This window comes from Candidatus Accumulibacter meliphilus (assembly GCF_036625345.1).
Taxonomy (GTDB): Bacteria; Pseudomonadota; Gammaproteobacteria; order Burkholderiales; family Rhodocyclaceae; genus Accumulibacter; species Accumulibacter meliphilus.
Genome location: NZ_JAZKTZ010000001.1, coordinates 244,909 through 270,684 on the forward strand (window position 1 = coordinate 244,909; position 25,776 = coordinate 270,684).

Genomic DNA, 25,776 nt, shown 5'->3' on the forward strand with positions numbered 1-25,776 from the left:
GGCTGAAGTGACTTCCCGATTGCCATTCATCGATGCGCTGAAGGCCGTGGCGGTGCAGTTGATCGTCCTGCATCACCTGGCCTTTTACGGACCCATGTCTGACCATGCCTACCTGCTGATTCCGGACCTCATCTCCTGGCTGAGTCAGCACGCCCGCGCGGTGGTGCAGGTGTTTCTGGTGATTGGTGGCTTCCTCGCTGCGCGCAGTCTTGCTCCGGCTGGCAGCCTGCTGTCGGCGCAGCCCTTGCGCTTGCTCCTGAGACGTTACCTGAAACTGGCCGTTCCCTACCTCGCCTCCTTGCTGATCGGCATTGGCTGCGCGACCCTTGCCCGTGCCCTGATGACTCATGATTCCATTCCTGAGTGGCCGACGCTGCCGCAGTTCCTGGCGCACGCGCTGCTCCTGCAAAGCATCCTCGGTTACGAGGGCCTGTCGACGGGTGTCTGGTACATCGCCATCGATTTCCAGTTATTTGCGCTGCTGCTGGCGACTCTCTGGCTGGCACGTGGGATCAGTGGTGGCCTCGGTCGCGGCATCGCCGGGGCGGCGATCCTCGGTCTGCTACTGGTCGCCACGCTGGCCCTGTTTTCTCTATACCACTTCAACCGCGACGCTGAATGGGACAACTGGGCGTTGTATTTCTTCGCGTCTTACGCGCTCGGGACGCTGACTTTCTGGGCGGCAAATGCGAAGCACGCGGTGCGCTGGCTGTTGTTGATCGCCGTAGCGGTGGTCATGGCCCTGCTGCTCGATTATCGTTCGCGCATCGCCGTGGCGCTGGTAGTGGCTCTGGCACTCGGCCTCGCGAGCCGCTACGGCTTCCTGGCGCGCTGGCCGAAGTCCTCCCTGTTCGCCTACCTGGGGCAGATTTCCTACTCGGTATTCCTGATTCACTTTCCGATCTGCCTGATCGTGAACGGGCTGTTCGCGCGTGTCGCCTTGGCTGATCCGTGGCTCAATCTGGCCGGTATGGTAGTCGCCTGGGCGTCCAGCCTGCTGGCCGGCGGGCTGTTCTACCGCTTCATCGAAGGTCCGGCTCAGCAGGGGTTTCGCGGATTGCGTGCAGCGCCCGGCCTCACCTAGAGGTTTTCAACCATCCTGCCGCGCTCAGGGCGAAGTAGCTCAGAATGCCGTCCGCACCCGCCCGCTTGAAGGCCAGCAGGCTTTCCAGGACGCATGCTTCTTCGTCCAGCCAGCCGTTCTGGGCGGCGGCTTTGAGCATCGCGTATTCGCCGCTGACCTGATACGCGTAGGTCGGCACCTGGAAAGTTTCCTTGACCCGCCGGACGATGTCCAGGTAAGGCATGCCCGGTTTGACCATCACCATGTCGGCGCCTTCGGCGAGATCGAGGGCCACCTCGCGCAGCGCTTCGTCGCTGTTCGCCGGGTCCATCTGATAAGTGTGCTTGTTGCCCTTGCCAAGATTGCCGGCCGAGCCAACGGCGTCGCGGAACGGGCCGTAGAAGCTTGATGCGTACTTCGCCGAATAGGCCAGAATGCGTGTATGTATTTGCCTCGCCGCGTCCAGTTCGTGACGGATGCGCGCCACCCGACCGTCCATCATGTCCGAGGGGGCGACGATGTCGGCGCCTGCCTGGGCGTGCACCAGCGCCTGCCTGGCGAGAACTTCGAGCGTTTCGTCGTTGAGCACATAGCCGGCGGGGTCGTCGGCGTCGATCAGGCCGTCCTGTCCGTGGCTGGTGTAGGGGTCGAGGGCGACGTCGGTAATCACGCCCAGTCCCGGGAACTCTTTTTTCAGCGCCGCAACTACCCGTGGCACCAGACCATTCGGGTTGTACGCTTCTTCGGCGCCGGCGGTTTTGCCGCCCGCGTCAATGACCGGGAACACCGCCAGCGCCGGGATACCCAGTCGCAGCGCCTGCTCTGCCGTCTTCAGCAGGCGGTCGAGGCTCTGCCGTTCAACGCCCGGCATCGACGCGATCGGCTCGCCGCGGTTGATGCCGTCGAGGACGAAGACCGGGTAGATCAGATCGTCAGCGCTCAGCCGCGATTCGCACATCATGCGGCGGGAAAAGTCGTCGCGGCGCATGCGGCGCATGCGCGTGTCAGGGAAGCGTGCTTTGGGGTCGGCTTGGTAGTCCATAGAATTCGCTACGATTAAATAGATACGATTGATAGGAAAAAACTTCTTGCCGGGAACTATCGCTGGTCAGTGCGCTCTTAGCAGGCGGATGGCTTCGCCATCCCCCGCTTCACCTCCCTGAGCGGGTGCCTTATTCCTGTAAGGCATGTTGCCCCCGGCCCCCCCTTTGCCGGGGGCTTTTTTTTTTGCGCCTGGACTAGTGACTCTTGATGACGCTGCTGCCACTGCGCGCACTCCAACCGATGGCGCCGCGCTTTTTGGGGCGAGCTTTCTTCTCGCTGGCTAGTCCAGTGCGCGGTGCCGGGTCGTCTTTCAACGGCAGGTCAAGCCAGCCAGCAAGGACAGCCTCCGCTTCCTTGACGCCGGATTTCTGCAGACTCGAAAACAGCTGCAGGCTGAAGTTCTCGCCAATTTCCGCCAATACCTCCTGGACCTCGCGAAAAACCAGGGTCTGTTGCTGGCGAGTCAGCTTGTCAGCTTTGGTCAGCAGGACGTGAATTGGTTTGCCGGTTGGCGCGAACCAGCCGAACATCTGCAAGTCGAGTTCGGTGAGTGGGTGGCGACTGTCCATGATCAGCACCAGACCACAGAGGGCGTCGCGGTGGCGCAGGTAGGGCGCCAGCAAGCCTTCCCATTGCGAGCGGATCTCCTCCGGGGCTTTGGCGAAGCCGTAGCCTGGCAGGTCGACGAAGTACTTTCCTGCTTCGAGCAAAAAGTAATTGAGGTGCTGCGTTCGTCCCGGTGTCTTGGAGACAAAGGCCAGGCGGGTGTGATTCGCCAGCGTATTGATCGCCGACGACTTGCCGGCGTTCGAGCGTCCGGCAAAGGCGACTTCGCACTGTGAATCGGCGGGTAGATCACGCAGCTTGGCAACGGTCGTGCTGAAAGCAGCTTTCTGGAAGAGTGGCATCAGGGAACCCGAGAGTAGATGGACCGGCACGTGTCCAAGCAGCAAACTGATATAGAATATCAGGTTTGTCGCTTGGCTTCGCCGGCCTCAGATCAGTCATTGTTGTCAATGGGAGTTTGGACATGATTCGTACAACGGCAGTTGCGGTTCTCCTGGCCGCCAGTTTACCCGCCTTCGCGTCAGAGCAGGCACCAGCAAAGCTTGACTTGGCAAAAGCCAAGGAAATTGCCGAAGGCCTTTGCGTTGCTTGTCACGGCGCCGACGGCAACAGTCCGACCTCGGCCAATCCGATTCTGGCTGGTCAGATCCCGCAGTACCTGTACAAGCAGCTGACCAACTTCAAGTCGGTTGACGGTAAGCCACCGGTACGGGACAACGCGATCATGGGTGGCATGGTCGCGGCGCTCTCCGATGAAGAGATGCACAGTCTGGCGGTGTATTTCTCGCAGCAAAAGATGACACCTTCGGTGGCGACCAACGAGAAACTGCTTGCCCAAGGCCAGGCGTTGTGGCGCAAGGGCGACTTCGAAAAGGGCATTCCGGCCTGCGCAGGCTGCCACGGACCCGCCGGTGCCGGTCTGCCGGTGCAGTATCCGCGCCTGGCAGGACAGTACGCGGAGTACACGGTCAGCCAGTTGAAGACTTTTCGTAGCCACGAACGCGCCAACGACGCCGAGAGCATGATGCGCGTCATTGCCGGCAAGCTCTCCGACCCGCAGATCAATGCTGTCGCCGAATACGTTGCCGGTTTGCGCTAGGCGCTCTGGCTGCTGACTTTCTCGCAGGACTTGGCGGCGAATTTCACGACACCGTAGCACGGGGAAGACTTTCCTTGGCAATGGGCGGCGGACGCTCTAGTATGGTGGCGTGACTTCTTGACCAGAAAGGACGTTTCATGAAGACGCTCAAGCAAATCCTTGCTAGCAAGGGTGGGAAGCTGGTAACCGTTGCACCGGACGACTCGGTTTTCTCGGCCTTGCAGGTGATGGCCGAATACAACGTTGGTGCCGTCCTGGTGATCGAGAAGGAGCATTTGCTGGGCATCTTCTCCGAGCGTGACTATGCTCGCAAGGTCTCCCTGCTGGACAAATCCTCGCGAGACACGCGCGTTCGCGACATCATGAGCGACAAGGTGCTGTACGTGACGCCCGACCAGACGGTGGACGAGTGCATGGCGATCATGACCGAAAGGCACTTCCGTCACCTGCCTGTACTAGATGACGATCACACGCTCCTCGGCATCGTTTCCATTGGCGACGTGGTCAAGGAAACGATTTCCGAACAGCAGTTCATCATCCAGCAGCTGGAAAAGTATATCGCTGGCTGATTGCCGTATCGGTTCTTCCGGGGCGCAGTCCCGGGCGAGGCCGACAGGCCAGCGATGGCGCCAGGAGCTTCCCAGCACTTTTTTCCGGCGCGTGCATCTTCTCCGTCTGACCGACGTCCGTCAGACGTTCCGGCCAGCTTCCCGGAGCGCAGGTTTCCACTCGCCTTGCCGACGCTGTCGTGGCTCTGGCAGCGCTGGCGGAAGCGCGTCGGCTGTTGTGTGCTCTCAAGGCCTTGCTGGCGGGCTGCCTGCAGGAGCCCACCCGTGGCGCGACGATTCTTGTTCGCGACGCGGGCCTGGCCTTCGAATCGAACCATGACTTATCCCACCATCCTCAGCGCTTCCGTGTTCCTGCTCATCGTTTTCGCGGTCGAGCGTCTTTGTCGGCGTTCGGGTGTGCCGTCGGTGATCGTATTGGTCACCAGCGGCCTTCTGGCGCGGCCCTTGCTCGACTCTTTTGGAGTGACACTGGGCTGGGCCGGTACGCTGGTGCCCATCGTCGGTACCATCGGCCTGGTGTTGATCGTGCTGGAAGGCGCCCTGGACATCGAATTGCGACGCCAGCGCCTGCGCCTCATCGCGGCGACCTTCCTCCTGGCGACTGCGGGTTTCGTCATTGCTACGTTCAGCTTCGCGCTGGCCGGTCGCTGGGTGTTGGGTCTCGGCGCCGTGCAGGCCATTCTGCTGGCAAGCTCGGTAGCCGTTATCAGCAGCGCGGTGGCCATTCCCAGCTGTACTTTTCTGCCGCCCAAGGCGCGCGAGTTCATTACCTACGAAAGTTCGATGTCGGACATCATCGGCGTCCTGGTTTTCTTTTCGCTGTTGGGTTCGGACGGGACGCTTGCGGGTGCCCTGTTGGCGCTGCTCGGTGGCGGCGTGTTGTCGCTGCTGTTGTCGATGCTCTGCGCCCTGGTGCTGATGCTCCTCTTGCTGCGCGTGTCGGGGCCGATCCGCTTTGTGCCGCTACTGGCAGGCTTGTTCGCCTTGTACGCGACAGGCGAGTTGCTGCATCTCTCGCCGTTGATTATGGTGCTCTTTCTGGGCCTGTTGCTCAATAAGCCGTCGCTGGTTACCCGCTTTCGGCCGGTTAGTCTGTGGATCAGCCGAGACTACGAAACGACGCTGTCCGAGTTTCGTACCCTGGTCGTGGAACTGACCTTCGTTGTGCGCGGCTTTTTCTTCGTGCTCTTCGGCTACTGGACAGATCTCTCCGACCTCACGTCGTCGTCGGCCTGGTTGGGTGCGGGCCTGGTTCTGGCGGTGGTCTACGGCAGTCGTTTCATCATGTTGCGGCTGATGCTGGGGCCGGCGGCTGCCGGGCCTCTGATGTGGATTGCCCCGCGCGGCCTGATTACCGTTCTGCTTTTCCTGCACGTTCGCGAAGCGTTCTTGCTGCCCAGTTATCTCGACGGTTCGATCATGCTGGTGGTCCTGGCGTCGTCGGCATTCATTCTGATTGCCAGTTATCAAGTCAACCGCCAGGTACCGCTGGCCGCGGCGCTCGACGCGCCGCCGTTGCCAGTTCCTGATGACGAGGCACTGCCAGCGGCAGGCAATGCGGGAGCTGCGCAAGGCAGAGCCGAGGCCGGCGGGCACGACTGAGCCTGTTGCTACAACAGCCTGCGTGTTCGGTGCTGCTGATCTCGCGTAAGGCTTGCATTATTTTCCACGCTCGGTTCTAATTGGCCTTCGGCTCAAATGACTTCAACGTGATGACGATGCGCCACTTCCACGACCATAATACCAATCCGCTTGCTTCCACTGGCGCACGTGCGGTCGTTGCTGTCGGCGTGTCTCTGGTAGGCGTCGTACCACTGGTACGCGTACCAGACGACACACCGTCGAGGGCCGGGAGAAGATCAGTCAAAGCGTAGAAAGAAACGACAACTCATTCCAGAAACCCCCGCCGGTGCAAGCCGGGCGGGGGTTTTCTTTTCTGACGCCACATTCGGCCAAGTCAGCAGCGCAATTCAATTGAAGGAGAGTCTCTTGCCCAAGCAAACATCCGAAACCCTCAGCGGCGCACAAATTGTCGTGCGCCTGCTGGAACGACAGGGGGTTCGCACCCTGGCCGGCATCCCCGGCGGAGCAATACTGCCCATTTATGATGCCTTGTCACAGTCGGCGCTGATTCACCACGTGCTTGCGCGGCACGAACAGGGCGGCGGCTTCATGGCGCAGGGGATTGCTCGTGCCACCGGCATGCCGGCGGTGTGCCTGGCTTCTTCCGGCCCCGGGGCGACCAATCTGCTGACGGCGATTGCCGACGCCAAGCTGGATTCGATCCCGCTGGTGGCGATCACCGGGCAGGTGCCGCGAGCGATGATCGGCAGCGACGCCTTTCAGGAAGTCGATACCTATGGTCTGAGTATCCCGATTACCAAGCATAACTTCCTGGTCAATTGTGCCGAGGATCTGCTCGAAGTCGTCCCGCGGGCTTTCCGGATCGCCGCTTCGGGTCGTCCGGGGCCGGTACTGATCGACATCCCGAAGGACGTCCAGAATCAAGTGGTCGAGGTCGACGAGTGGCCCGCGGTCGGCGTCGCCGAGCTCGTTCCGGCGCCAGTGGCTGAACGCGTCGCCGTCGCCGCGACGATGATCAACGAGGCTTCCCGCCCGATTCTCTACCTCGGCGGGGGGGTCGTGCATTCGGGAGCGTCCGCAGCCGCTGTGGCTCTGGCCGAAAAAGCCGCTCTGCCGACGGTGATGACCCTGATGGCCCTCGGTGCAATGCCGGTCGAGCATTCGCTGTCGCTGGGTATGCTCGGTATGCACGGCGCGCGTTTTACCAACCTAGCGCTGGACGAGTGCGATCTGCTGATCGCCGTTGGTGCGCGTTTCGACGACCGTGCGACCGGCAAAGTGGCCGGTTTCTGCCCGCAGGCGAAGATCGTCCATATCGACATTGACCCCTCGGAACTGGACAAGATCAAGACCGCGCATGTCGGTATCGCCGGCGACGTCGGGGCCGTGCTGCAGACCTTGTTGCCGGCCGTCGAGGCGCAACAGCGGCTAGCCTGGCTGACGCGCGTCGCCAGCCTCAAATCCGCGCATCCGCTACGTCTGCCGGGAATCGACGATCCGCGCACGCCTTACGGCTTGATCCGCGCCGTCGCCGATTGCCTTGACGATCAGGCGACGATCACCACCGACGTCGGTCAGCATCAGATGTGGGTGGCACAAGCTTACCCGCTGCGCCGGCCGCGCCAGTGGCTAACCTCGGGCGGCCTTGGCACGATGGGCTTCGGAATGCCGGCGGCGATCGGCGCGGCTCTCGCCGAACCGGAACGGACGGTGGTCTGCTTTACCGGTGACGGCAGCATTCTGATGAATGTGCAGGAACTGGTCACCGCCGCCGAGGAGAAGGTCAATGTCAAGATCGTGCTGATGAACAATTCATCGCTGGGCCTGGTTTTCCAGCAGCAGACGATGTTCTACGGCGAGCGCATCTACGCTTCGAAGTTCAAGGGCATGCCCGACTTCGTTCGCGTTGCCGAAGGCTTTGGCGTGCCAGCCATCGATCTCGATACGGCCAGCGATCCGCGTGCAGCCCTGGCCGCGGCGTTGTCTAGCCGCGGCCCGATGCTGATTCACGCCAGTATCGCCATGCACGAACAGGTTTTGCCGATGGTGCCGCCAGGTGCCGCCAACAAAGACATGATCGGAGGCTGACAACCATGAACACGATCTCAAGAATGGAAAACCAGGCTGTCGCTCGTACGGTGCTCGAACTGGACGTCTACAACCACCCGGGTGTCATGTCGCACGTCGTCGGTCTGTTCTCGCGCCGCGCCTACAACGTCGAGGGTATCCTGGTGATGCCGGTGGGCAGTGGCGCGACCAGTCGCATCTGGCTGTTGGTCAATGAAGACCAACGTCTGGACCAGATGGTCAAGCAGGTGGAGAAGCTTGAGGACGTCCTGGGGGTGCGTCGGCACGGCGCCGAACACGAGGTCTTCATCCGCCTCGAGGAGTTCTTCCGCTAAGTCGGAAAGTTCGGCCGCCGGCGCTCGTGGCTGGCGGCCCGCTCAACGCATCCGCTGCTGCGGGTCGAAGCGGACGATGCTCAGTCCGGCGGGGGTTTTTCTCGGCGCCGCTTTCCAGGCGTGGCCGTAAACCACTTCCACCGTCGCTGGCACGCGGCCATCGTCAGCGGCGAGCCGCGCGTACGCCGCGCGTGCCCTTGCCCACGCCGCACGTCCCGTCAGGCCATGGTTGCGCGTCTGCATGGCGCAGGTCGAGCCGCTATGGCGCAGATCGATGAGCAGTTGGTCGACGCTGGCGTAGGTCATGGTCAGCAGCTCGGCGTCCATCACCGGGTCGGAAAAGCCGCATTCAAGCAACATGTCGCCGTAGTCATGCATGTCGGTGAAGCGTTGCGTGTGCACCTGGCCGTCGTTGAAGCTGGCGCGCAGTTCCTTCAAGGTGTCCGGTCCGCAGGCGGAGAACATCAGCAAGCCACCGACGTCGAGCAGGCGATGCGCTTCCCGAAACACCACCAGCGGGTCGTCAAGCCAGTGCAGCATCAGGTTCGACCAGAGCAGGCCGATCGACTGCGGCGAGAACGGCAGAGCGCCGGCATCCGCCGCCAGCAAGGGCGTTCGCTGGCGACGCAGGAGGGGCATCAGCCAGCGCACGCGTGAACGCGAGGCCTGGCGGGCGCGCAGCATGTTTTCGCAGAGGTCGGCGCCGATGAGCAGTGCTCCGGGATAGCGCTCGTGCAGGGCGGTGAGGCTGGCGCCGGTACCACAGCCGAGATCGAGAATGCGCTGCGGCTCGATGCGCACGTAGTCCAGCCTGGCCAGCATGCGGCTCGCGATCTCGCGTTGCAGTACGGCCACTTCATCGTAGCTGGCCGCGGCGCGGGCAAAACTGCGTCGCACCTGGCGCTGATCAACGAACTGCGCCGGTGCTTTCATGAGTGACTAGATCGGGCGCAGGCCAAGTTTCTCGAACAGGGCTTCGTCACGATCCGCTTCCGGATTGCTGGTGGTGAGCAGCTTGTCGCCATAAAAGATCGAGTTGGCGCCGGCCAGAAAGCAGAGCGCTTGCAGCTCGTCGGACATTTCCTGGCGACCCGCCGACAGGCGCACGAAGCTGGTCGGCATGGTGATCCGCGCGGCAGCCAGGGTACGCACGAACTCGAAGCTGTCGACCGGCGAAACATTGGCCATCGGCGTTCCGGGGATTGGCACCAGATTATTGATTGGCACCGATTCGGGCGCCGGATTCAGGTTGGCGAGCTGGACGATCAGTGCGGCGCGGTTGCGGCGCGATTCGCCCATGCCGATGATGCCGCCGGAACAGACCTTGATACCTGCTTCGCGCACCTGTCCCAGGGTGTCGATCCGGTCGGCGTGCTTGTGGGTGGTGATCACCTGCCCGTAGAAGGAGGCGTCGGTATCGAGATTGTGGTTGTAGTAATCGAGGCCGGCCTCCTTGAGTTCGTCGGCCTGGCCGTCCTTGAGCATGCCCAGGGTGACGCAGGTCTGCAGACCCATGGACTTGACGGTGCGAATCATTTCGGTGACCTTGGCCAGGTCCTTGTCTTTCGGGCCACGCCAGGCGGCGCCCATGCAGAAGCGCGAGGCGCCCTTGTCCTTGGCAGCCTGGGCGGCGGCGATCACCTCATCGAGCGGCATCAGGGCTTCGCGTTCGGTGGAGGTGCTGTAGCGCGCCGCCTGCGAACAATAGCCGCAATCCTCCGAACAGCCGCCGGTCTTTACCGAAAGCAGCGTCGAGCGTTGAATCTCGTTGGCGTTGAAGTTCTCGCGGTGCACCTGTTGCGCGCGAAACAGCAGATCCATCAAGGGAAGCTGGTAAAGTGCTTCGACATCGGCAACCGTCCACTTGCCTGCTGGGGCCGAAATGGCGCGATCCGGACTAAGTGTCGCGACTTGAGGAATTGCGTTCATTGGTTAGACCTATGGTTGGGGGGTGGTTTGAGGCCGGCTGGGCCACCGTTCATGCATTCATGCATTGGTGAGCTCGTAAGGAGCCTTCCGAGGATGCCAATCTTAACTCAAACTGCCAGACGGATCCTCAGATCCTGCGCCGGACTGCTGACCCAGGACTGCCTGTTGTGTGCTGCGAGCAGCGGCGCCCGTTTGATTTGCTCCGCCTGTGAGGCCGACTTGCCGCAACTGCCAGCACGACGCTGTCCGCGCTGTGCTCTGCCAACGCCGCATGGTGAGGTCTGTGGTCGCTGCCTGGCCAAGCCACCCCACTACGATTTGACCCTGGCTGCGTTACGTTACGATTTTCCGCTCGACAAGCTGGTGCAGTCGTTCAAGTACGGTCATCGCCTGGCTCTGGCCAGCTATTTCGGCGTTCGCCTTGCCGCGCTGCTGGCCAGCGGCTGTGCTGATCTCATCGTTCCCGTGCCGCTACACCCGCTACGTTTGCGCGCGCGTGGCTTCAATCAGGCGCTGGAGTTGGCCCGTCCGGTGAGCAGAGCCTGGCGCATCCCGATCGACCTGCGGAGCTGCAGGCGCATTCGGCATACTCCCGCCCAAGCTGATCTCCCCTGGCGCGAACGCGCTGCAAACGTCCGCGGCGCCTTCCAGTGCACCGCCGATTTCACCGGCAAGCGAGTGCTGCTGGTCGACGATGTAATGACCACCGGCGCGTCTCTCGACGAACTGGCGCGGAGCGTGCGCTTGCAGGGCGCCGAACAGGTAACGTTGCTGGTTGTCGCGCGCGCTCTGCCGCCAGCTTAAGCGGATTGCTTTGCCAAGTCGCCAGGACGACCCTGGAAACTGTCGCCGGCAGCGCGTGCCGGGTGTCTCCTGCGCTCAAAGATGCTCGAATTCGGCGATGTCTGCCGACGAGCTGCTCGCCGAGGCAGCGAAGGCGATGATTCCGCTGCCACGCAAGACGAAGTCCTCACACCTCAGAAACAGCTCGTTCTCGCCGCTAATGGTGACGAAAGTGCCATTGGTACTGAAATCGCTGAGTACGAAGCACTCGCCACGCCGCTCTATCGTCGCGTGCTTGCGCGATGCGCGGCGGTCGCGAATGGTGATTGCGCAGTTGGCGTCACGGCCCATGTCGACGCGCGTCCGCGTCTTGTCGAGCAACTTGACCTGACCCCCATAGCGTACGTACAGGCGCAAATCGCCGTCCCTGGGTGGCAAAGGTGCGGGTGAAGCGACGAGCGTTTTGCTGGACGGTGCTTTGGCTTCAAACCACAGGACTTCGAATACCTCGTACGCAGCCGGCAGGCTGCTTTCCGAAGGCTGTTGCAGAGAACGCGTCGCCGCTTGCAAGGGTGCTGCCAGCAGAGCCCTGGTCGGGCCGCTGGTCAAGGTCTGAGCGGCAGTAGCCTGATTGGCAAGAGACTCGGCGATGCTCAGTCCTTCACCAAAAGCACCCGCACCATCCTCGCGCACCGGGCCGTGATGAAAGCCGACACGGATTGCCAGTTGGACGCCGGACACCGGCGGCAGGTCGGCTACCCGCCGCTGCATGGCGATGGCCGCCTGACAGGCGTCATCGGCGCTCTCGAAAAGCGCCGTGAGTTCGTCGCGCTTGCCCGCCTGCAGGAGGCGCCCGCGGAAGCCCTCTATCCCCCGCGCCATGCGCTTCCGGCAACGCTCGACGGCGTGCGCGGCTTCTGTTCCGCCCTGTTTTTCGAACAATTTCGAGCTTCCGGCGACGGCGGCAATCAGTACCGAACGCATCTCTTCCTTGCTACTCATCAAGCGAGTACCGTCACTGGCAAGCCTTGCAGGCTGGGCAGCATTGCGCTGAGCGGCGCCGGGTCAAAGACCAGATCGCCGCCATCCATGGTCGCTGGATCCCCGCCGGGCCGCAGACCCTGGAAATCAAACAACTTCTGGTCGGCGAGGTGCGAGGGCACGATCTGCTGCAGCGCAGAGAAAACCGCCTCCGTGCGTCCCGGGTAGCGGCGGTCCCAGTCGGCCATCATTTCGCGGATTTTCTGGCGCTGCAGATTGTCCTGCGAGCCACAGAGATTGCATGGAATGATTGGGTAGGCCATGCCGCGGGCAAAGCGGGCGATGTCTTTTTCGCTGCAATAGGCAAGCGGGCGGATGACCACGTGCGCGCCGTCATCGGTCAGCAGTTTCGGCGGCATTGCCTTCAGCCGAGCGGCGAAGAGAAGATTGAGGAACAGCGTATGGACGATGTCGTCGCGATGGTGGCCAAGCGCAATTTTGTTCGCCCCGAGTTCCTTGGCGGTGCGATAGATGACCCCGCGGCGCAGGCGAGAACACAGCGAACAGGTGGTCTTGCCGGCGGGGATCTTGCTCTTGACGATGCTATAGGTGTCCTGTTCGACGATGCGATATTCGACGCCCAGCTTGGCCAGATAGGCGGGCAGGATCTCGGCCGGGAAGCCCGGTTGCTTCTGGTCGAGGTTCATGGCGATGAGCCGGAAATCCACCGGCGCGCGCTGGCGCAGTGCCATCAACACCGAGAGCAGGGTGTAGGAGTCTTTGCCGCCGGAAATGCAGACCAGAACGGTGTCCCCGTCGTCGATCATCTTGTAGTCGGCGATGGCTTTGCCGGTATTGCTCTCCAGGCGCTTCCTCAGGCGCTGCAGGGTGTTCGATTGTTCCAACAGTTTCCTCTCAATCGGCGTCAGCAGTCACAGATGGGCGGTGCGTCCGCCGTCTACATTGATGACCTGACCGGTAATGTAGTCCGCGTCGTTCAGCAGATAGCGCACTGCCCGGGCGATATCCTGCGGGCAGCCGGCGCGCTGCAACAGGGTGTGCGCGACGATGTCCTGGCGCGCTGCGTTGTCGAAAACACCGCTGTCCGGCCACAGGATCGGCCCGGGTGCGACCGCGTTGACTCGCACCCGCGGTGCCAGTTCGATGGCCAGGGCGCGCGTCAGGCCAAGCAGTCCGGCTTTCGCTGCGCAATACAGCGGATACGCCGCCAGCGGGCGCTCGGCGTGAATGTCGGTGATATTGACCACCGACCCCTGCGCCGCGATCAGATGCGGTGCGGCCGCCTGCGTCAGGAATAGCGGCGCCTTCAGATTGCTGCCAATCAGATCGTCCCAGCTGGCCAGGTCGATCGTGCCCAGGGGAGTTGGAAAGAAGCTCGAGGCATTGTTCACCAGGGCATCGAGGCGGCCGAAGCGCGCGACCGTATCGGCGACCAGCCGTGGCAAAGTCTCGACGTCCAGCAGGTCCGCCTGCAGACAGGCCGCCGAAGACGGTCGGACAGCGTTCAGCTCGCTGGCCAGCGCTGCGGCGGCAGTCGAGGCCTGACGATAATGGAGCATCAGGTTGGCGCCGGTGGCGTGCAATTCGTGGGCGATCGCACTGCCTAGCCGGCGCGCGGCGCCGGTCACCAATATCGTTTTTCCGCTCATCTCCCGTTCCAGGCCGGCAGCAACAAGGATCTGATTTTAACGGATTTTTGCCCCTCCTTCTGGAAAAACAACCCGTCCCGCTGTCGCCGCGGTAGACTAGCGTTCGAGACACTTGGGGAAAAAGCCATGAGCAAACTGGAGCCGCCGCTTGACGCCGACGAGCTGATGATTCTGGCGGAGCGCATCGAGCAGTTATCGGCAGACGACGCCGAGTGGGTCAATCGCTTGTTGCAGGAGTTGCTGCGCGCACGCGCACACGAGGTGGAACTGCTGGCCGGACAGGCCAGCAGTGGCCGGCAGGGGCCGGACGAGAGTGAGTTTGACGAACAGATGGCACAGGTCGCGCTCGATACGGCCGAATGGCTGAAGACGCTCTGGGAGGTTGGCTACATGGGGGCCGGCAATTTCCGTGCGCAGCCGCGCGCGGCGTTTCCGGCGATTGATCTCGAAGACGTCAGGAAGTCTTCGCTGTTCGCGCGCATTCGCCAAGGCCGGCATGCACTTCCCTTCCCACCACCGACGCGGCAGGGCCTGCCATGGCACGAGCTCGTCGAAGGCGGTGCGCAGACGCAGATGGTCAGCGCCGAGATTGTCCGTGAGGAAGACGGCTTGCCGATGGGCGCGATCATTGAAGGCTGCAGCGACTGGATGGTCCTTGAGGAAGACGCCGCAAAGCAGGAGTGCGTCGTCCAGCATCAGGGCAAAGGACCCAGGTTCCGGCTGTTGCAGGTGGACGCTGGCAGCGCGCAGTTACGCCGCGAGCTGCCGAGTCTGACCCGCCAGATCCGTCTGCAAGGGCATGGCGTCTTCCAATCCTATAGCCTCGAATGGCCGCGAGACGACGGCACTACGCAGTCCGTTGCCTTGCGCGCTGCGACCTGGGAGCGAGCCCAGTCAGAGGCTGAGCATTGGCTGGCGATTACCCATCCGGAGCTGTACGGACAAGTCCGTTTCGTGGGTTCCGAAAAATGAGCCGTAGCCCGGCTGGTGGGCGAGGCCTCCGGCAGTGAGGGGCGGTGCTTGATCGTCGCGCGGCCCCGACAGCACTGAGCGCGAGTATGGGTTTGCCCACTCCAAGCGCCGCCGCGCTGGCCTTCAGCGCGGCGCTTGGCGATCTCCTTGTTCGCGAGATTGACGCCGCCGGCGGCTGGATCGGTTTTGATCGGTTCATGGATCTGGCACTCTACGCGCCAGCGAAGGGCTACTACTCCGGCGGTGCTCACAAGTTTGGTGCGCAGGGCGATTTTGTCACCGCCCCGGAACTCGGGCCGATTTTTGCCCAGACGCTTGCTGCACAGGTGGCACAGCTCCTCGAACTCAGCTCCCCGCAGATCATCGAAGTGGGCGCTGGCAGCGGGCAGCTGGCCGCCGATTTGCTGCGCGAACTCGAGTGGCGTGGCCGGCTGCCCGACAGCTACGCCATTCTCGAACTCTCCGGCGAACTGCAGGCGCGCCAACACCAGGCGATTGGCGCTCAGGCGCCGCATCTGCTGTCGCGCGTGCACTGGCTCGAGCGCCTGCCCGAGCGCTTCGATGGGCTGGTGCTGGCCAACGAAGTGCTTGATGCGATGCCGGTACATCTCCTGGTCTGGACGCCGACGGGGCTCGCCGAACGCGGTGTTGCCGTCGACCACGGGCGTTTTGCCTGGGTCGATCGCCCGGCCAGCGGCAGGCTGCTCGAGCAAGGTCTGGCGCTGGCTGCCGCATGCGAAATGCCCTCGGACTACCTCAGTGAGGTCTCGCTGACAGCACGCGCCTGGGTCGCGGAGTGGGCGGCACGCCTCGGGCGCGGCGCGCTGTTGCTGATCGACTACGGTTTTCCGCGGCGCGAGTATTACCACCCGCAGCGCAGCAGCGGCACGCTGATGTGCCACTATCGCCACCACGCGCATGCCGAGCCCTTCTATCTCCCGGGTTTGCAGGACATCACCGCGCACGTCGATTTCACGGCGATCGTTGAAAGTGGCTGTCAGGCAGGGCTGGAACTGCTCGGCTACAGTACGCAGTCCAGCTTTCTCTTCAACTGTGGGCTAGGCGAAGTCCTGGCGCGAACCCCGGCCAGCGACGCCAGGCGCTATCTGCCTCTGGCCAGTGCTGCCAACAAGCTGGTTTCGCCAGCAGAAATGGGTGAACTGTTCAAGGTGATCGCACTTGGCCGGGGAATCTCCGAACCTCTGCTGGGTTTTGTCAGCGGCGATCGCAGCGCGACGCTGTGAGGGACCTACCTAGTGCCTGACCGAAAACCCCTTCATCCGAGCAGTAGCAAGGGCTTGGGCGGATTTCCGAGCGATGAAGAATTGATAGCCACAGGATGATTTGTGGTGAAATCATCGAAATTCGGGCTTCTGAGGACAAATAGGTAGAGATCTTCGTGCCAGAACTGGTCATCAATCCGGCAGCGGAAATAATCTTCGTTCTTTTTTGAAAGGCCCGTCACGGGTAGACCAAAGGCATTATAATTGCGGTTACCGAAGAGTACAAACAGGCGAGTTTTTGGAGGCAAGCGATGCGAGTTGTCGAGAATACCCAGATGCACATTGGCGAAGTCGATGTTTCCCATATTATTCTTGACGCCAAGTCGCGCGACGACATCCCGCAGATTCTGCGAGGTTTGCAGTATCTCTACCAAGATCCAGACAAGCGGGCAAAGCTCTTCCAGTTGCTTGAGTCAGACATGGCCCCGAAGGTCGACAAACGGACGGGGCGTCCCGGGATGACGCTCTGGTCGATCTTCGTCTGCGGAGTGATCCGGCTTGACCTGAACATCGACTACGACCGTCTGCATGAGTTGGTCAATCAGCACAACACCATTCGGCAGATGCTCGGGCATGGGTTGTTCGACCCGACGTCGTACCACTACCAAACACTGAAGGACAACGTCACCTTATTCACGCCGGAACTGCTGAACAAGATCAACCAAATCGTCGTCGATGCGGGTCATGAACTGGTCAAAAAAAAAACGGAAGGCGAAGTCCTGCATGGGCGTTGCGACTCCTTCGTGGTTGAGACGGATGTCCATTATCCGACCGATATCAACCTGCTCTTTGACGCCACGCGCAAGGTGATCGAACTGACTGCGCGCCTGAGCGCCGATCAAGGGATGAGCGACTGGCGGCAGCACGCCTACAACGTCAAGCACCTCAAGCGGCACCTGCGCAGCGCGCAGAGCACAAAGCATCGCAAGGCCCGTAGCGAAGCGCAGAAAGAGGCCAATGACCATCGCCTTATCGAGGCCTACCAAACCTACTTGGGGGTCGCCCAAGCCTACCTGGACAAGGCACAGGAGACGCTGAGCAAGACCCCTGCGTGTAGCAGTGCTGGCGGCGTTGAGCATCTGGCAGCCAAACTCGAGATCGAACAGTTCATCGCACATGCCGTACGGCAGATTGACCAGACCCGGCGGCGCGTTATTCTGGGAGAAACCATTCCGCATGCCGAGAAGGTCTTTTCGATATTCGAGACACACACGGAATGGATCAGCAAAGGCAAAGCCGGCGTGCCGGTCGAACTCGGTTTACGGGTCTGCGTCATGGAAGACCAGCACCGCTTCATCCTGCATCATCAAGTCATGGAAAGGCAGACGGACGAGCAGGTCGCAGTGGCCATGGTCAAAGAGACCAAGCAGCATTTTGCCAACTTGGAGGCCTGTAGTTTTGACAAAGGATTTCACTCACCGGCAAACCAGCAGGAACTACAGGCGCATTTGAAACTGGTGGTGTTACCGCGTAAGGGCAAGCTGTCGCAACAGGCACAAGCGGCGGAAAGCGCGGAGGATTTTGTCAAGGTGCGACGTCAGCACTCGGCGGTCGAGTCGGCGATCAACGCACTGGAGGTCCATGGTCTTGATTACTGTCCGGATCATGGGATTTACGGATTCAAACGCTACGTGGCGCTCGCTGTCGTGGCCAGGAACATCCATCGCATCGGCGCCATCCTGAGGGACGGGGAAAATCGGCGGGCGAAGCGCAAAACCCGCTACGCAGATCGCGACATGCCTCACAAAATGGCGGCATAGCCCGCCAAGCATTTTTCCATGCAGTAACTCCGGCCGCTGTCCGAACGGCTTGCTTGAACACCATGACATTCGGGCATTATGGCCCGCGATCGACAGAAGTCGGCCAGCGCAACTCGGGACGAACGAGAAATTCACGGCCAACCGAGATTTTCAAGTCGGCGCGCGCGCCAAAAACCGGGGTTTTCGGTCAGGCACTACCTAGTAGCCACTCAAGTTGAAACAAACGGATAGAGACGCGCGAGCTTGCGGCGCGCGTCTAGTGCGGTGAATTGCCACTTGACGGCAACAGTTTTGGTGTTGCGCTCGCGGACATTGGCCTCGACATGGCACCGCAGGGTGGCTTCGTCGGGAGTGCGCTGCGACAAGCACATGTTGGAGAGAACAGCGAACTCCATTTCGGCGATGTTAAGGCGATTTCTGTCAAAGAACATACCATCTTGCTTGTCTTTTCGCCCGTCTTCTGTGTTACGACAACAGTTACATAGTTCGACTATGCGCCTGTTGTCGCGCCTTGAAGCCGACCGAAAATCCGGCGCAATCTGGTACGTTCTTTTCCGGCAATCGCCTAAGCCAGCTGCCATGCTTCGGGGTGTAGTGGAAATCGAGCTTTTTGGCGATAGCCCGGGCTTCATTTGGGGGAAACGCTTCGTAGAGGGAAGCCGGTTTGTGGGTGTTCAGGTTATCGAGCACCACGTGAATAGTTTTCGCCTCGGGGAAGCAGGGGACCAAGTGCTTCACGGTGTGCGCAAAATCGATCTTGGTTCGACGTTCGGTGATCAACACCTCGGGCTAGCCGCGTTTGGGCTCGCATATCATCATCAGGTCGCGGACCGCCGTTGCGTTAGCATTCCACGTCCTAGCGCGCCGGCGCGCCGGGTTCCACGGGAATGGGCTTACGAACCTCACCAAGCAAGCGCTTCGGACTTTTGTCAAAGCAGACGACGGGAAAATCTGGATCGTAAGGCGCTTCATAGAGATCAAGCACATCTTCCGTCGGCGCGACGAAATCCGCGCCGACCTAGGGGATACACTATTCCTGCTGTTGCCAGGGTTTCAGAGTGTTTTTTTAAGGCTGCCGGACAGCCTCATGGCTGAAAGTGCTCGAAAAGCCCAGCTGTACCACCTGGTCAGCCAACAGCCGCAAAGTCCAGTGGTCATGCCCCTCAGCCGCCGGGGTGCGCGCTATCGCAATCACATGGCGCACTGCTTTTCGGCCAGCTTGGGCGCGGCTCCCGGTCGCGGTCGATCCTCCAATGCCGCATCGACGCCGTCCTAAACACATCTTTGCCGGGTCTTGCCGACCATGGCGGCAGAAATTGCCAAGGCCTCCATGATTTCGCTGTCTTGGCATCCCGCCGCCGCCTTCAGTAGAATTCTCGCTCGCGTCTGCTTCCGGGCAGCACTCTTCCCCTTGCGCAGCAAGCCTTCCAGCTGCTCCACCTCTTTGGCCGCAAGGGTCACACGGTATCTGATCGCTGTCATCTTCTTTTCCAAGAGTCACCTCGACTCTCAGAAATTGCACGAACCATGCCAGCTAGCCCGTTGATTCAAATCGACTGCCTACTAAATGCCGAGTTCTTCCACGGTACTGGGCTGACCATCTGTGACCACTTCAAGGATTCGCATAATTCCCTTCCCGGTAGCGATATCCAAGTAGTTTTCACCCCGCCAGGCTATGGTGCCTGGCTCGCCGCTTATAACCTGTATAGCGCGCCCCGAGAGAATACCAAAAATTCGTCCATTCACACATGCGGCAGGTGTTCCCCACGGCGAGGTGAACGGATGGAAATAACTGGCCCTAACGAATCTTTCGATTTTGGCACTGTCCCAAGACCAGTCAACAACGCCGCTGTTTGGCACTGCCTTAGAATAGTAAACTCGGCTGGACGGATCTTGAGGCGTTGTCGGAATAGCTTCTCCACGGCGAATCAGGCTCACCAGTTCTGCGATGAGGTTCACGCCTGCTTCAACGCACTTCCCTGTTAGCGATATTCCCGTTTCCGAGTCGCTTATAGGTATCCGGCTGGCGGAGACAATATTTCCTGTATCAATCCCAGGGTCCATCCAGTGAAGAGTGCAACCGTGATAATCTTCACCATTGAATATAGCCCAACTGGGAGCGTTCAGGCCTGCGTATTCGGGTAGCGGGCCGGTATGTAGATTGAAGGCTCCAATTTTTGGAGCGTTTAGAACACTCTCAGGAAGTATTTTAGGGCAACGAAAGCTGATAAGAATGTCGATTTCCGCTTCATACATTCTTCGCGGCAAACTGTCGGACGTTAAGCTGTCGGAATGCCAGCAAGCAACGCCAATCCTGTCCAGACTATTTTGCAGGCTGCGGTTAGTCGCTGAGCGTACCCCACAAATACAAGCACTTACATCATTTGCGCTTTTCAATGATCGGGCAATCCGCGCGACGCTACTCTCGCCACTTACAAGCAAAATTCTCATCGGAACACCCGGTTTCGCGACGTGTGTATCAACACAATAGAAGCCCTTGATCCGGACAAAGAAGGGAGGTGGGAGTATATGCCGCTTCGTGTGCGTGTGGTACCGCCCCCAGCGAGGCAGAAGCCTCTGCTGCGCCCTTCGGGCTTCCCCACCTCTGAGCCCGCCTCCGAGGGCCCGTAACGTCCTTGCCGCCGGACGGGCTCTGGCGCTGGCTGCGAAAAACCGCAACCAACCGCAAGCCATTGAGCTTAGCGGCGTTTCTTACGCTCTCACTTGTACGCTTCGCCGGGCTTCGCCCGCCCTCGACCGTCTTCTCAACGCTGGCAACACCGCTGAGCTGGGTCGTCGAGGACCTCGCCTGGAAGCGGTGGCCGGCGGCCTGTTCCATGCGATGCGACATAGACTGAAAAAATTGATAGTCAAGCTTCACCGGCCTTTTTTTCGCTCAACGAAGCGCTTGATGGCGTCTATGGATTCCAGATTGGAGAACGCAAGATCTAATGCGTCATATTTTACATCGGCTATGCTTTCAACGTAGGCAACCAATTCAACGACGCTAAATGAATCAAGCACGCCCATCCCAACCAAGTCCGTACTGCTGTCAAAGTCCGTTTTATCGAGACCAAAATTCTGGCATATGTAGTTGCTTAACTCTTGCTCTAACATTCTATTGTTTTCCTCAAAGTGACTGTTGGCCGGATTACCTGGGTCTATCCTGGTTAGAAAATTTGCATCCAAGCTTCTCGAAAATGCTGTGGGCGGCTTCTGTTCCCTGTAGAGAGGAAGTCACGGCTTTTGCCATTGCTTTAGAACCTGCGGGAGTGAAATGAATTGCGTCAGCATAATATGCTGGTGTTCCAGGAATGCTATCCTCGGTATCGACAAGTATGACTCCGTATTTATGCGCAACTTCTCGGATTACAGCATTGTAGCTGTCACGCAGTTTTATGAGATCAGGTAGATATATGTAAGGCATATAGTAAATAGCCGTGTTGCCAGCTGCCACCATTTCAGAAATAGACATATCCCGCCTGATTTGACCGCTAGTGGTTATAAGGACGGCGTCTCGCCCATCTTTGACTATGGCTTCGATCAAGTGCTCCAATCGCGCCCGAAATCTATGCTCTATTTCTTTAGGATCAAAGGATAGCTTATCTTTCTTAGAGCCGGCGCGGCGTTGCAACTGAATTATTCGGATATTTTTTTCCAATTTCTCCAATAAAATAGAGTGCTTAGCAAGAAAGCTTTCATAGCTATCATGGTGGGTATCTATCTTGTGCTGACCGGCGAGCCAATCGAGGTCTTGGCTCAAATCCCCTGGCAAGACAAAGACAAGATCCGGCTCCGTCTGTTTCACAAAGTGCATATATAAAGTTGCCATTTGTTCTGTTCCGTAACCCGCCTTTCCTGCATTGATAAAGTCTGTGGAGCACCCAGTCAGGGCTTCATCAATGTTCTTTGCAACCAATCGCGGCCAGTTCTCTTCCTCTCCACTGTTAGCATCATATGTTGTGGATGAGCCCAAGAAAGCCAAGCGCACTGTGCTTAATGGTTTCTCCGCTCCAATATCCGGTCCCCGGAAGCCTAGATTGTTGATGCGGGAGCTGCCCAATTGCAGATTTGGTTTGTTTAGCCTTAGTCCGGTTTCCTCATCCACGTAGTAGGAGTCGTCTTTCTCTACCGATTCGAGTTGCCCAAACTTGTTAAACTGAATTAGCCGTAACGCCAGCTCGCCGGCGATAAAAAATCCAAAGAACATGAGGAACACCAGAAGCCCGGTGATAACTTCCTTTCTGCGAGTTTCGTCTGCCATTCCGTTAAAGACCTAGGTACTTCAATTCGGTTTGCGGCTCGAATATGCAGTATGCGATACCAATCAGCATCAAAATATACAGCACAGGCGATAGAAAATTTGCCCATTTTTCGTTGATGAAATACTTAAGGTATTTGTACATGCTATAGCCAAGAGAGTAAAATTATGCCAATAACTTCCATGGACTTTGCCAGGCTCGGCTGACTTATTATAATATAACCAATAAAGAAGAAGTTTGCCGTAAATAAAATGCTAAGCCCATCCATCAGGTAACCCGCGGCTGCGTTACCATGCCGAAAAGACAGCGCGCCGGAGCTGAATTTTATCCATCTCATGGCAAGAATGATACCGACGCCGTGATACAGTCCCCAGGCTATGTAGCGAGGAGAGAGTTCATGCCATACTCCTATAGCCATCAAAGACGAAAGCGTAGCGAGATATGGGTTCCGCGTAATGGCCAGGACCGGCATGAAGATATACTCTCTGCACCACGACGTAAGAGAAATGTGCCAGTTTCGCCAAAACGCGCCGATATCTTTCTGAAAAAATGGAAAGTTGAAATTTTCCATTACCCGGTATCCCAATAACAGAGCAAACCCTATCGCGACGTCGGAATATCCCGCGAACATAAAATACAAGCCAAGGCTGCCGCTAACCGCATCGAGATAATATACAAGCGCTTTAGAGGCGCCCGGAAGGCCTGTCGAATACCATAGAATAAATTGCGAAATCAGAAAGCTGCCGATAACCGTGACTTTGAAATACCCAATAAGAATGCGTTCGATGCCTTCCGAGATGTTTTCAGCCTTCCAGCAATGATCTCTATGGTTCTTCAGGAAGGCGGGGAACCGGTGGATTGGTCCGATTAAAATTGTGGGTAAAAAGAAAAGGTAGGCAACATACTCGAAAAATCCGTGTTTCGGCAAAGCTTCTCGTGAACTTTCAATAACATAGTGCAATATTCTGAACGTATAGTATGAAAGGCCTAAAGGTATGGCTAAATCCTTAATGGTGTTCAGTGGGCCTGAGTTTGCCCGTACTTTAAAGTAACCGAGAATCAGAGTTGGCAGCAACAAGCATATGACGGTTTTGTGATTTACTCTAAAGTGTAGCAGCCAGTAGGTGGCCACGGTAAGGCCGGAGAGGAGGAAAAAAGTTCGGTGGTCCGCATAAGCCACGGCCGCAGCCGTTATACTAACTAGATATAAATGGCGATACCGCTCTGTCAACAGCCAAAATCCGGAAATAGTTGCGATCATCGCAACCAGCCATGATAAAGAGGTAATAGTCATTCTTGGTCACGTACGCTCAGCTGAGAAGGGTCCATATGTCGTAGCCGCTAAGCCGGAAAACAACTATAACGAACCCCATGAGAGTCAGACATATCCCGGTTGCGGCCCATACTTTCAGAGGAGGGGCTTCATTTCGGATTGATTTCACCGGGATCTGTGATTTTTTCTTGAAACTCAAAACGAGGCTCCAAAATATATAAACATAATAGGAGGGCCAATATTAATAAAAATGGTATGGGTTTGTCCCGTTTGCTGTGGGGCCACATTCTTTGGCCTCAGTTGCACCCTGCACCCTGCTGTCGGCGCAGCCACGTTGGCCTGCCCGGCAGGGAGCGCAGCTATGATAGTTATCATACCATACCCACCCTGTACTCAATCCTCGAAAGTCACACAGCAGTTCTCATTTCAAATTCCATGGTAGCGGGCGGTGAGGGTAAGGACTAATAGATGGGGTAAGTCAGCCGGTGTCTGGGGCGTTGGGAGCGAGGCCCTGCTGCATGAAGCGCATGAGGTGATCCCAGTCATCGAACGGCAGGTACTGTAGCAAGGCGCGCGGGTGTTCGAAGAAGGTGCGCAGGTGTTCGAAGAAGGTGCGGCGGGAGGGCAGCAGGCCGCGCACCTTGGCGTAACGGGTGTCCATCCAGTCCAGGGCGGTATGGACCAAGAAGGCCAACAAGATCAGCGTGGCGAACAGGTTGGCCAAGCAGTGTTTGCCGTGTCCGAAGTTGTGGTCGAAATGGTAGCCCTTGGTCTTGAGGGTGTTCTCGTTCTCGATTTTCCAACGCGCCCGCCCGGCGGCAGCCAGAGCGGCGACGTTGTGGTCGGTGATGGCATGCGAGGTGGCCCAGGCGTTCTTGAAGACGATGGCACTGCGGGCATCGGTGGTGACCAGTTCCAGGCAGTTGGCCATCACGGCATCGTCCGTGTCGCGCAAGGGCACTTGATGGACATAGCGATAGGTGTCGATAAAGGGCTTCTTGCCGACGCGTCGCGCCTGTACGACGCGGCCGAGTTGCTCGTTGCGCTCGAAATCGCCGACCCACTCGTGGAGCGTGGCATGGGATTCGGGCTTGCAGGTGAACAGGAAGTCGGCCTGTTGCGCCCGCACCCGCAGGCAATGCGACTGATGGCAGTACAGATCGTCGCCCAGGTAGGTGATGCGCCACGGGCGGTAGCGCTCGCCCCAGCGCGCCAGCCAGCGGGCCGAGGCGGCCAATTCGCAGTCCTGCTTGTCCTGGCCGTCCTGGGGCTGCACGAATTCGGGCGGCAACGGGATGGCGTTCGCCTGACCCGGCGCGACCAGCACCGGCGTCACGGCAATGTGGCGATAGAGAACCCGATCGTTCTTCAGGCGCGTCTCGCTTGCAACGGGCACAGGAAATCTTTTCCGAGGAGAAGAAATCAGTGCCGTCCAGGGCAATCAGCAAGGTGTCGTTAATCGAGCGAAATCCCGCCAGATAGCCTTGCTGGTACAGGGCATCGCCAATCTCGGCCATGACCGGGTACACCGTTTCCGGCGGCACCGGGTCCAGCAGATTGCGAATCTGGTTATCGCAGGGACTCTCATGCACCCCGAACAGCGAAGAGGCATTGTTCCGCCCCAACTGCTTCAGCATCCTGACTTGGCTATCGAGGAAAGACGGTTTATAGGCCCCCGGAGCGATGCGGCTTTGGCTGAGGCTTTCGAGGTTTCGAGCGGTTGGCAACGAACTTCTGGAGATTCAAGGCGACCTCCTCCAGGAGGGGTTACCGTGAAGGAACAACTTTCTGAAGGCGAGCGGATCTCTGCCGCTTGGTGCCCTCAAGAGGCGCTCGAAGGAAGAGAGGTCAGGCGGCAGCGGGGATAAAGCCGTGCTTTTTGAGCATCCTCAGCCAGCGAGGGGCGTTGCGTGCAACAGATAGGGCTTCAAAATCGGTGGCCGAGTGCCGGTAGTGCGCCTGTCGGCTGATCGACAGGAAGACCGTTTTGATAATGTTGTGGGCGATGGTGACGATGGCATGCTTGTTTCGTCATCGCAGGCGAAGTACCTCTAACTTGGACTTGAAAGCACATCGCGTACGACTGCTGGCGTGCGCAAAGTGACAGAGCAGGCGGCGAATCCAGGTATTGCCTTTTCGGATTCGCCCGGTCTTGCGCTTGCCGGCGGACTCGTTGTTCCCGGGACAGATGCCGACCCAGGAGGCTAGGCGATCGACCGAGCCGAAGGCGCTCATGTCGTTGCCGATCGACCAGCAGCAGGGTCGCCCCCGCGGCCCTTTTTACCGTGCGCTCTCAACGAGGCAATTCGGGGTACGAGTCGCGGTTCAGCGGGTCACCTTAGGGGTCGGGGCGCAACCGCCATCTCATTGCTCGACCTCTTCCGTTTCCGCCCACTCGTATTCTCTTTCAACATCCGGGGTGGCGCGAGCCGCCTCACGAAATGACCGTTAGGTGCGGTTCTGGCGGGGCCCTGCGCTAGCAGAGTCCGGGTGCCGCTGCGTGCCGCGAAGTGCGCAAGGTCCGTGGCTCCGCGA

Annotated in this window: 26 protein-coding genes and 1 pseudogene; 10 read left to right on the top strand and 17 right to left on the bottom strand. The window is 59.3% G+C overall.

What is annotated here, in order from left to right:
* The first annotated feature begins 7 nt into the window (after nt 1–7).
* The gene (locus V5B40_RS01160; protein WP_332352736.1) at nt 8–1,084 is read left to right on the top strand and encodes an acyltransferase family protein; all 1,077 of its coding nucleotides are present in this window, start codon (nt 8–10) and stop codon (nt 1,082–1,084) included.
* Here V5B40_RS01160 and hemB read toward each other — a convergent pair.
* Together hemB and yihA are read right to left on the bottom strand one after the other, a co-directional pair.
* Nucleotides 1,077–2,105 carry a porphobilinogen synthase gene (gene hemB / locus V5B40_RS01165; protein WP_332352737.1) on the bottom strand — a complete coding sequence of 343 codons (1,029 nt, stop codon included), beginning with the start codon at nt 2,103–2,105 and terminating at the stop codon, nt 1,077–1,079. The genes V5B40_RS01160 and hemB overlap by 8 nt on opposite strands.
* 196 nt (nt 2,106–2,301) lie before the next feature.
* Nucleotides 2,302–3,015, bottom strand: coding sequence for a ribosome biogenesis GTP-binding protein YihA/YsxC (yihA, locus tag V5B40_RS01170; protein WP_332352738.1), 714 nt, complete (start codon nt 3,013–3,015; stop codon nt 2,302–2,304).
* A gap of 122 nt (nt 3,016–3,137) precedes the next feature.
* Here yihA and V5B40_RS01175 point away from each other — a divergent pair, with 122 nt between their 5' ends.
* The 5 genes from V5B40_RS01175 to ilvN all read left to right on the top strand — a co-directional run bounded on the left by V5B40_RS01175 (nt 3,138) and on the right by ilvN (nt 8,328).
* Nucleotides 3,138–3,773 carry a c-type cytochrome gene (locus V5B40_RS01175; RefSeq protein ID WP_332352739.1) on the top strand — a complete coding sequence of 212 codons (636 nt, stop codon included), beginning with the start codon at nt 3,138–3,140 and terminating at the stop codon, nt 3,771–3,773.
* Nucleotides 3,774–3,910: 137 nt separating this feature from the next.
* Nucleotides 3,911–4,342, top strand: coding sequence for a CBS domain-containing protein (locus tag V5B40_RS01180; RefSeq protein WP_332352740.1), 432 nt, complete (start codon nt 3,911–3,913; stop codon nt 4,340–4,342).
* A 315-nt stretch (nt 4,343–4,657) separates the two neighbouring features.
* Complete coding sequence (locus V5B40_RS01185) at nt 4,658–5,944, top strand: cation:proton antiporter domain-containing protein (RefSeq protein WP_332352741.1); 1,287 nt, start codon at nt 4,658–4,660, stop codon at nt 5,942–5,944.
* A gap of 387 nt (nt 5,945–6,331) precedes the next feature.
* A complete protein-coding gene (gene ilvB / locus V5B40_RS01190) occupies nt 6,332–8,014 on the top strand; it encodes an acetolactate synthase large subunit (RefSeq protein ID WP_332352742.1) in 1,683 nt (560 codons plus the stop codon).
* A gap of 5 nt (nt 8,015–8,019) precedes the next feature.
* Nucleotides 8,020–8,328 (top strand): acetolactate synthase small subunit, encoded by a 309-nt coding sequence (ilvN, locus tag V5B40_RS01195; protein WP_332352743.1) that lies wholly within the window; start codon nt 8,020–8,022, stop codon nt 8,326–8,328.
* Between the two features lie 42 nt (nt 8,329–8,370).
* Here ilvN and bioC read toward each other — a convergent pair whose 3' ends face one another.
* Nucleotides 8,371–9,261 (bottom strand): malonyl-ACP O-methyltransferase BioC, encoded by an 891-nt coding sequence (gene bioC / locus V5B40_RS01200; protein WP_332352744.1) that lies wholly within the window; start codon nt 9,259–9,261, stop codon nt 8,371–8,373.
* A 6-nt stretch (nt 9,262–9,267) separates the two neighbouring features.
* A complete protein-coding gene (gene bioB, locus V5B40_RS01205) occupies nt 9,268–10,257 on the bottom strand; it encodes a biotin synthase BioB (protein WP_332352745.1) in 990 nt (329 codons plus the stop codon).
* 93 nt (nt 10,258–10,350) lie between these two features.
* Between bioB and V5B40_RS01210 the strand changes: the two genes are divergently transcribed.
* Nucleotides 10,351–11,061: a ComF family protein gene (locus V5B40_RS01210; protein WP_332352746.1), complete on the top strand. Its 711-nt coding sequence runs from the start codon at nt 10,351–10,353 to the stop codon at nt 11,059–11,061.
* Between the two features lie 75 nt (nt 11,062–11,136).
* On the opposite strand, the gene V5B40_RS01215 is transcribed toward V5B40_RS01210, so the two are convergent.
* From V5B40_RS01215 to V5B40_RS01225, 3 genes are read right to left on the bottom strand one after another with little or no spacing between them, the layout of a single operon-like run.
* Nucleotides 11,137–12,042, bottom strand: a complete 906-nt coding sequence (locus V5B40_RS01215; RefSeq protein ID WP_332352748.1) for an FHA domain-containing protein — start codon at nt 12,040–12,042, stop codon at nt 11,137–11,139.
* Entirely contained in the window at nt 12,042–12,926 is an 885-nt protein-coding gene (ttcA, locus tag V5B40_RS01220) for a tRNA 2-thiocytidine(32) synthetase TtcA (RefSeq protein WP_332352749.1), read from the bottom strand. Before ttcA ends, V5B40_RS01215 begins: the two co-directional genes overlap by 1 nt.
* 27 nt (nt 12,927–12,953) lie before the next feature.
* A complete protein-coding gene (locus V5B40_RS01225) occupies nt 12,954–13,691 on the bottom strand; it encodes a pteridine reductase (RefSeq protein ID WP_332352750.1) in 738 nt (245 codons plus the stop codon).
* Nucleotides 13,692–13,817: 126 nt separating this feature from the next.
* Between V5B40_RS01225 and V5B40_RS01230 the strand changes: the two genes are divergently transcribed.
* Nucleotides 13,818–14,663: a hypothetical protein gene (locus V5B40_RS01230; RefSeq protein WP_332352751.1), complete on the top strand. Its 846-nt coding sequence runs from the start codon at nt 13,818–13,820 to the stop codon at nt 14,661–14,663.
* Between the two features lie 86 nt (nt 14,664–14,749).
* Complete coding sequence (locus tag V5B40_RS01235) at nt 14,750–15,907, top strand: class I SAM-dependent methyltransferase (RefSeq protein ID WP_332352752.1); 1,158 nt, start codon at nt 14,750–14,752, stop codon at nt 15,905–15,907.
* A gap of 32 nt (nt 15,908–15,939) precedes the next feature.
* Here V5B40_RS01235 and V5B40_RS01240 read toward each other — a convergent pair whose 3' ends face one another.
* Nucleotides 15,940–16,251 carry a hypothetical protein gene (locus V5B40_RS01240; RefSeq protein ID WP_332353253.1) on the bottom strand — a complete coding sequence of 104 codons (312 nt, stop codon included), beginning with the start codon at nt 16,249–16,251 and terminating at the stop codon, nt 15,940–15,942.
* Here V5B40_RS01240 and V5B40_RS01245 point away from each other — a divergent pair.
* Nucleotides 16,198–17,706: an ISNCY family transposase gene (locus tag V5B40_RS01245; RefSeq protein WP_332352753.1), complete on the top strand. Its 1,509-nt coding sequence runs from the start codon at nt 16,198–16,200 to the stop codon at nt 17,704–17,706. The genes V5B40_RS01240 and V5B40_RS01245 overlap by 54 nt on opposite strands.
* A gap of 209 nt (nt 17,707–17,915) precedes the next feature.
* On the opposite strand, the gene V5B40_RS01250 is transcribed toward V5B40_RS01245, so the two are convergent.
* From V5B40_RS01250 to V5B40_RS01290, 9 genes and pseudogenes are all read right to left on the bottom strand, one after another.
* Nucleotides 17,916–18,137 carry a hypothetical protein gene (locus V5B40_RS01250; RefSeq protein ID WP_332352754.1) on the bottom strand — a complete coding sequence of 74 codons (222 nt, stop codon included), beginning with the start codon at nt 18,135–18,137 and terminating at the stop codon, nt 17,916–17,918.
* Between the two features lie 46 nt (nt 18,138–18,183).
* On the bottom strand, nt 18,184–18,489 hold the full coding sequence (locus V5B40_RS01255) for a transposase (RefSeq protein ID WP_332352755.1): 306 nt from the start codon (nt 18,487–18,489) through the stop codon (nt 18,184–18,186).
* 489 nt (nt 18,490–18,978) lie between these two features.
* Complete coding sequence (locus V5B40_RS01260) at nt 18,979–19,200, bottom strand: hypothetical protein (RefSeq protein ID WP_332352756.1); 222 nt, start codon at nt 19,198–19,200, stop codon at nt 18,979–18,981.
* A 69-nt stretch (nt 19,201–19,269) separates the two neighbouring features.
* A complete protein-coding gene (locus V5B40_RS01265) occupies nt 19,270–20,157 on the bottom strand; it encodes a methionyl-tRNA formyltransferase (protein WP_332352757.1) in 888 nt (295 codons plus the stop codon).
* 426 nt (nt 20,158–20,583) lie between these two features.
* Nucleotides 20,584–20,823 carry an acyl carrier protein gene (locus V5B40_RS01270; protein ID WP_332352758.1) on the bottom strand — a complete coding sequence of 80 codons (240 nt, stop codon included), beginning with the start codon at nt 20,821–20,823 and terminating at the stop codon, nt 20,584–20,586.
* Nucleotides 20,824–20,857: 34 nt separating this feature from the next.
* A complete protein-coding gene (locus V5B40_RS01275) occupies nt 20,858–21,970 on the bottom strand; it encodes an SGNH/GDSL hydrolase family protein (RefSeq protein WP_332352759.1) in 1,113 nt (370 codons plus the stop codon).
* Nucleotides 21,971–22,113: 143 nt separating this feature from the next.
* A complete protein-coding gene (locus V5B40_RS01280) occupies nt 22,114–23,262 on the bottom strand; it encodes an MBOAT family O-acyltransferase (protein WP_332352760.1) in 1,149 nt (382 codons plus the stop codon).
* 457 nt (nt 23,263–23,719) lie between these two features.
* Nucleotides 23,720–24,637, bottom strand: coding sequence for an ISNCY family transposase (locus V5B40_RS01285; protein ID WP_332352761.1), 918 nt, complete (start codon nt 24,635–24,637; stop codon nt 23,720–23,722).
* Between the two features lie 452 nt (nt 24,638–25,089).
* Nucleotides 25,090–25,510, bottom strand: a pseudogene (locus tag V5B40_RS01290) (transposase); the annotation flags it as partial.
* Nucleotides 25,511–25,776: the final 266 nt, after the last annotated feature.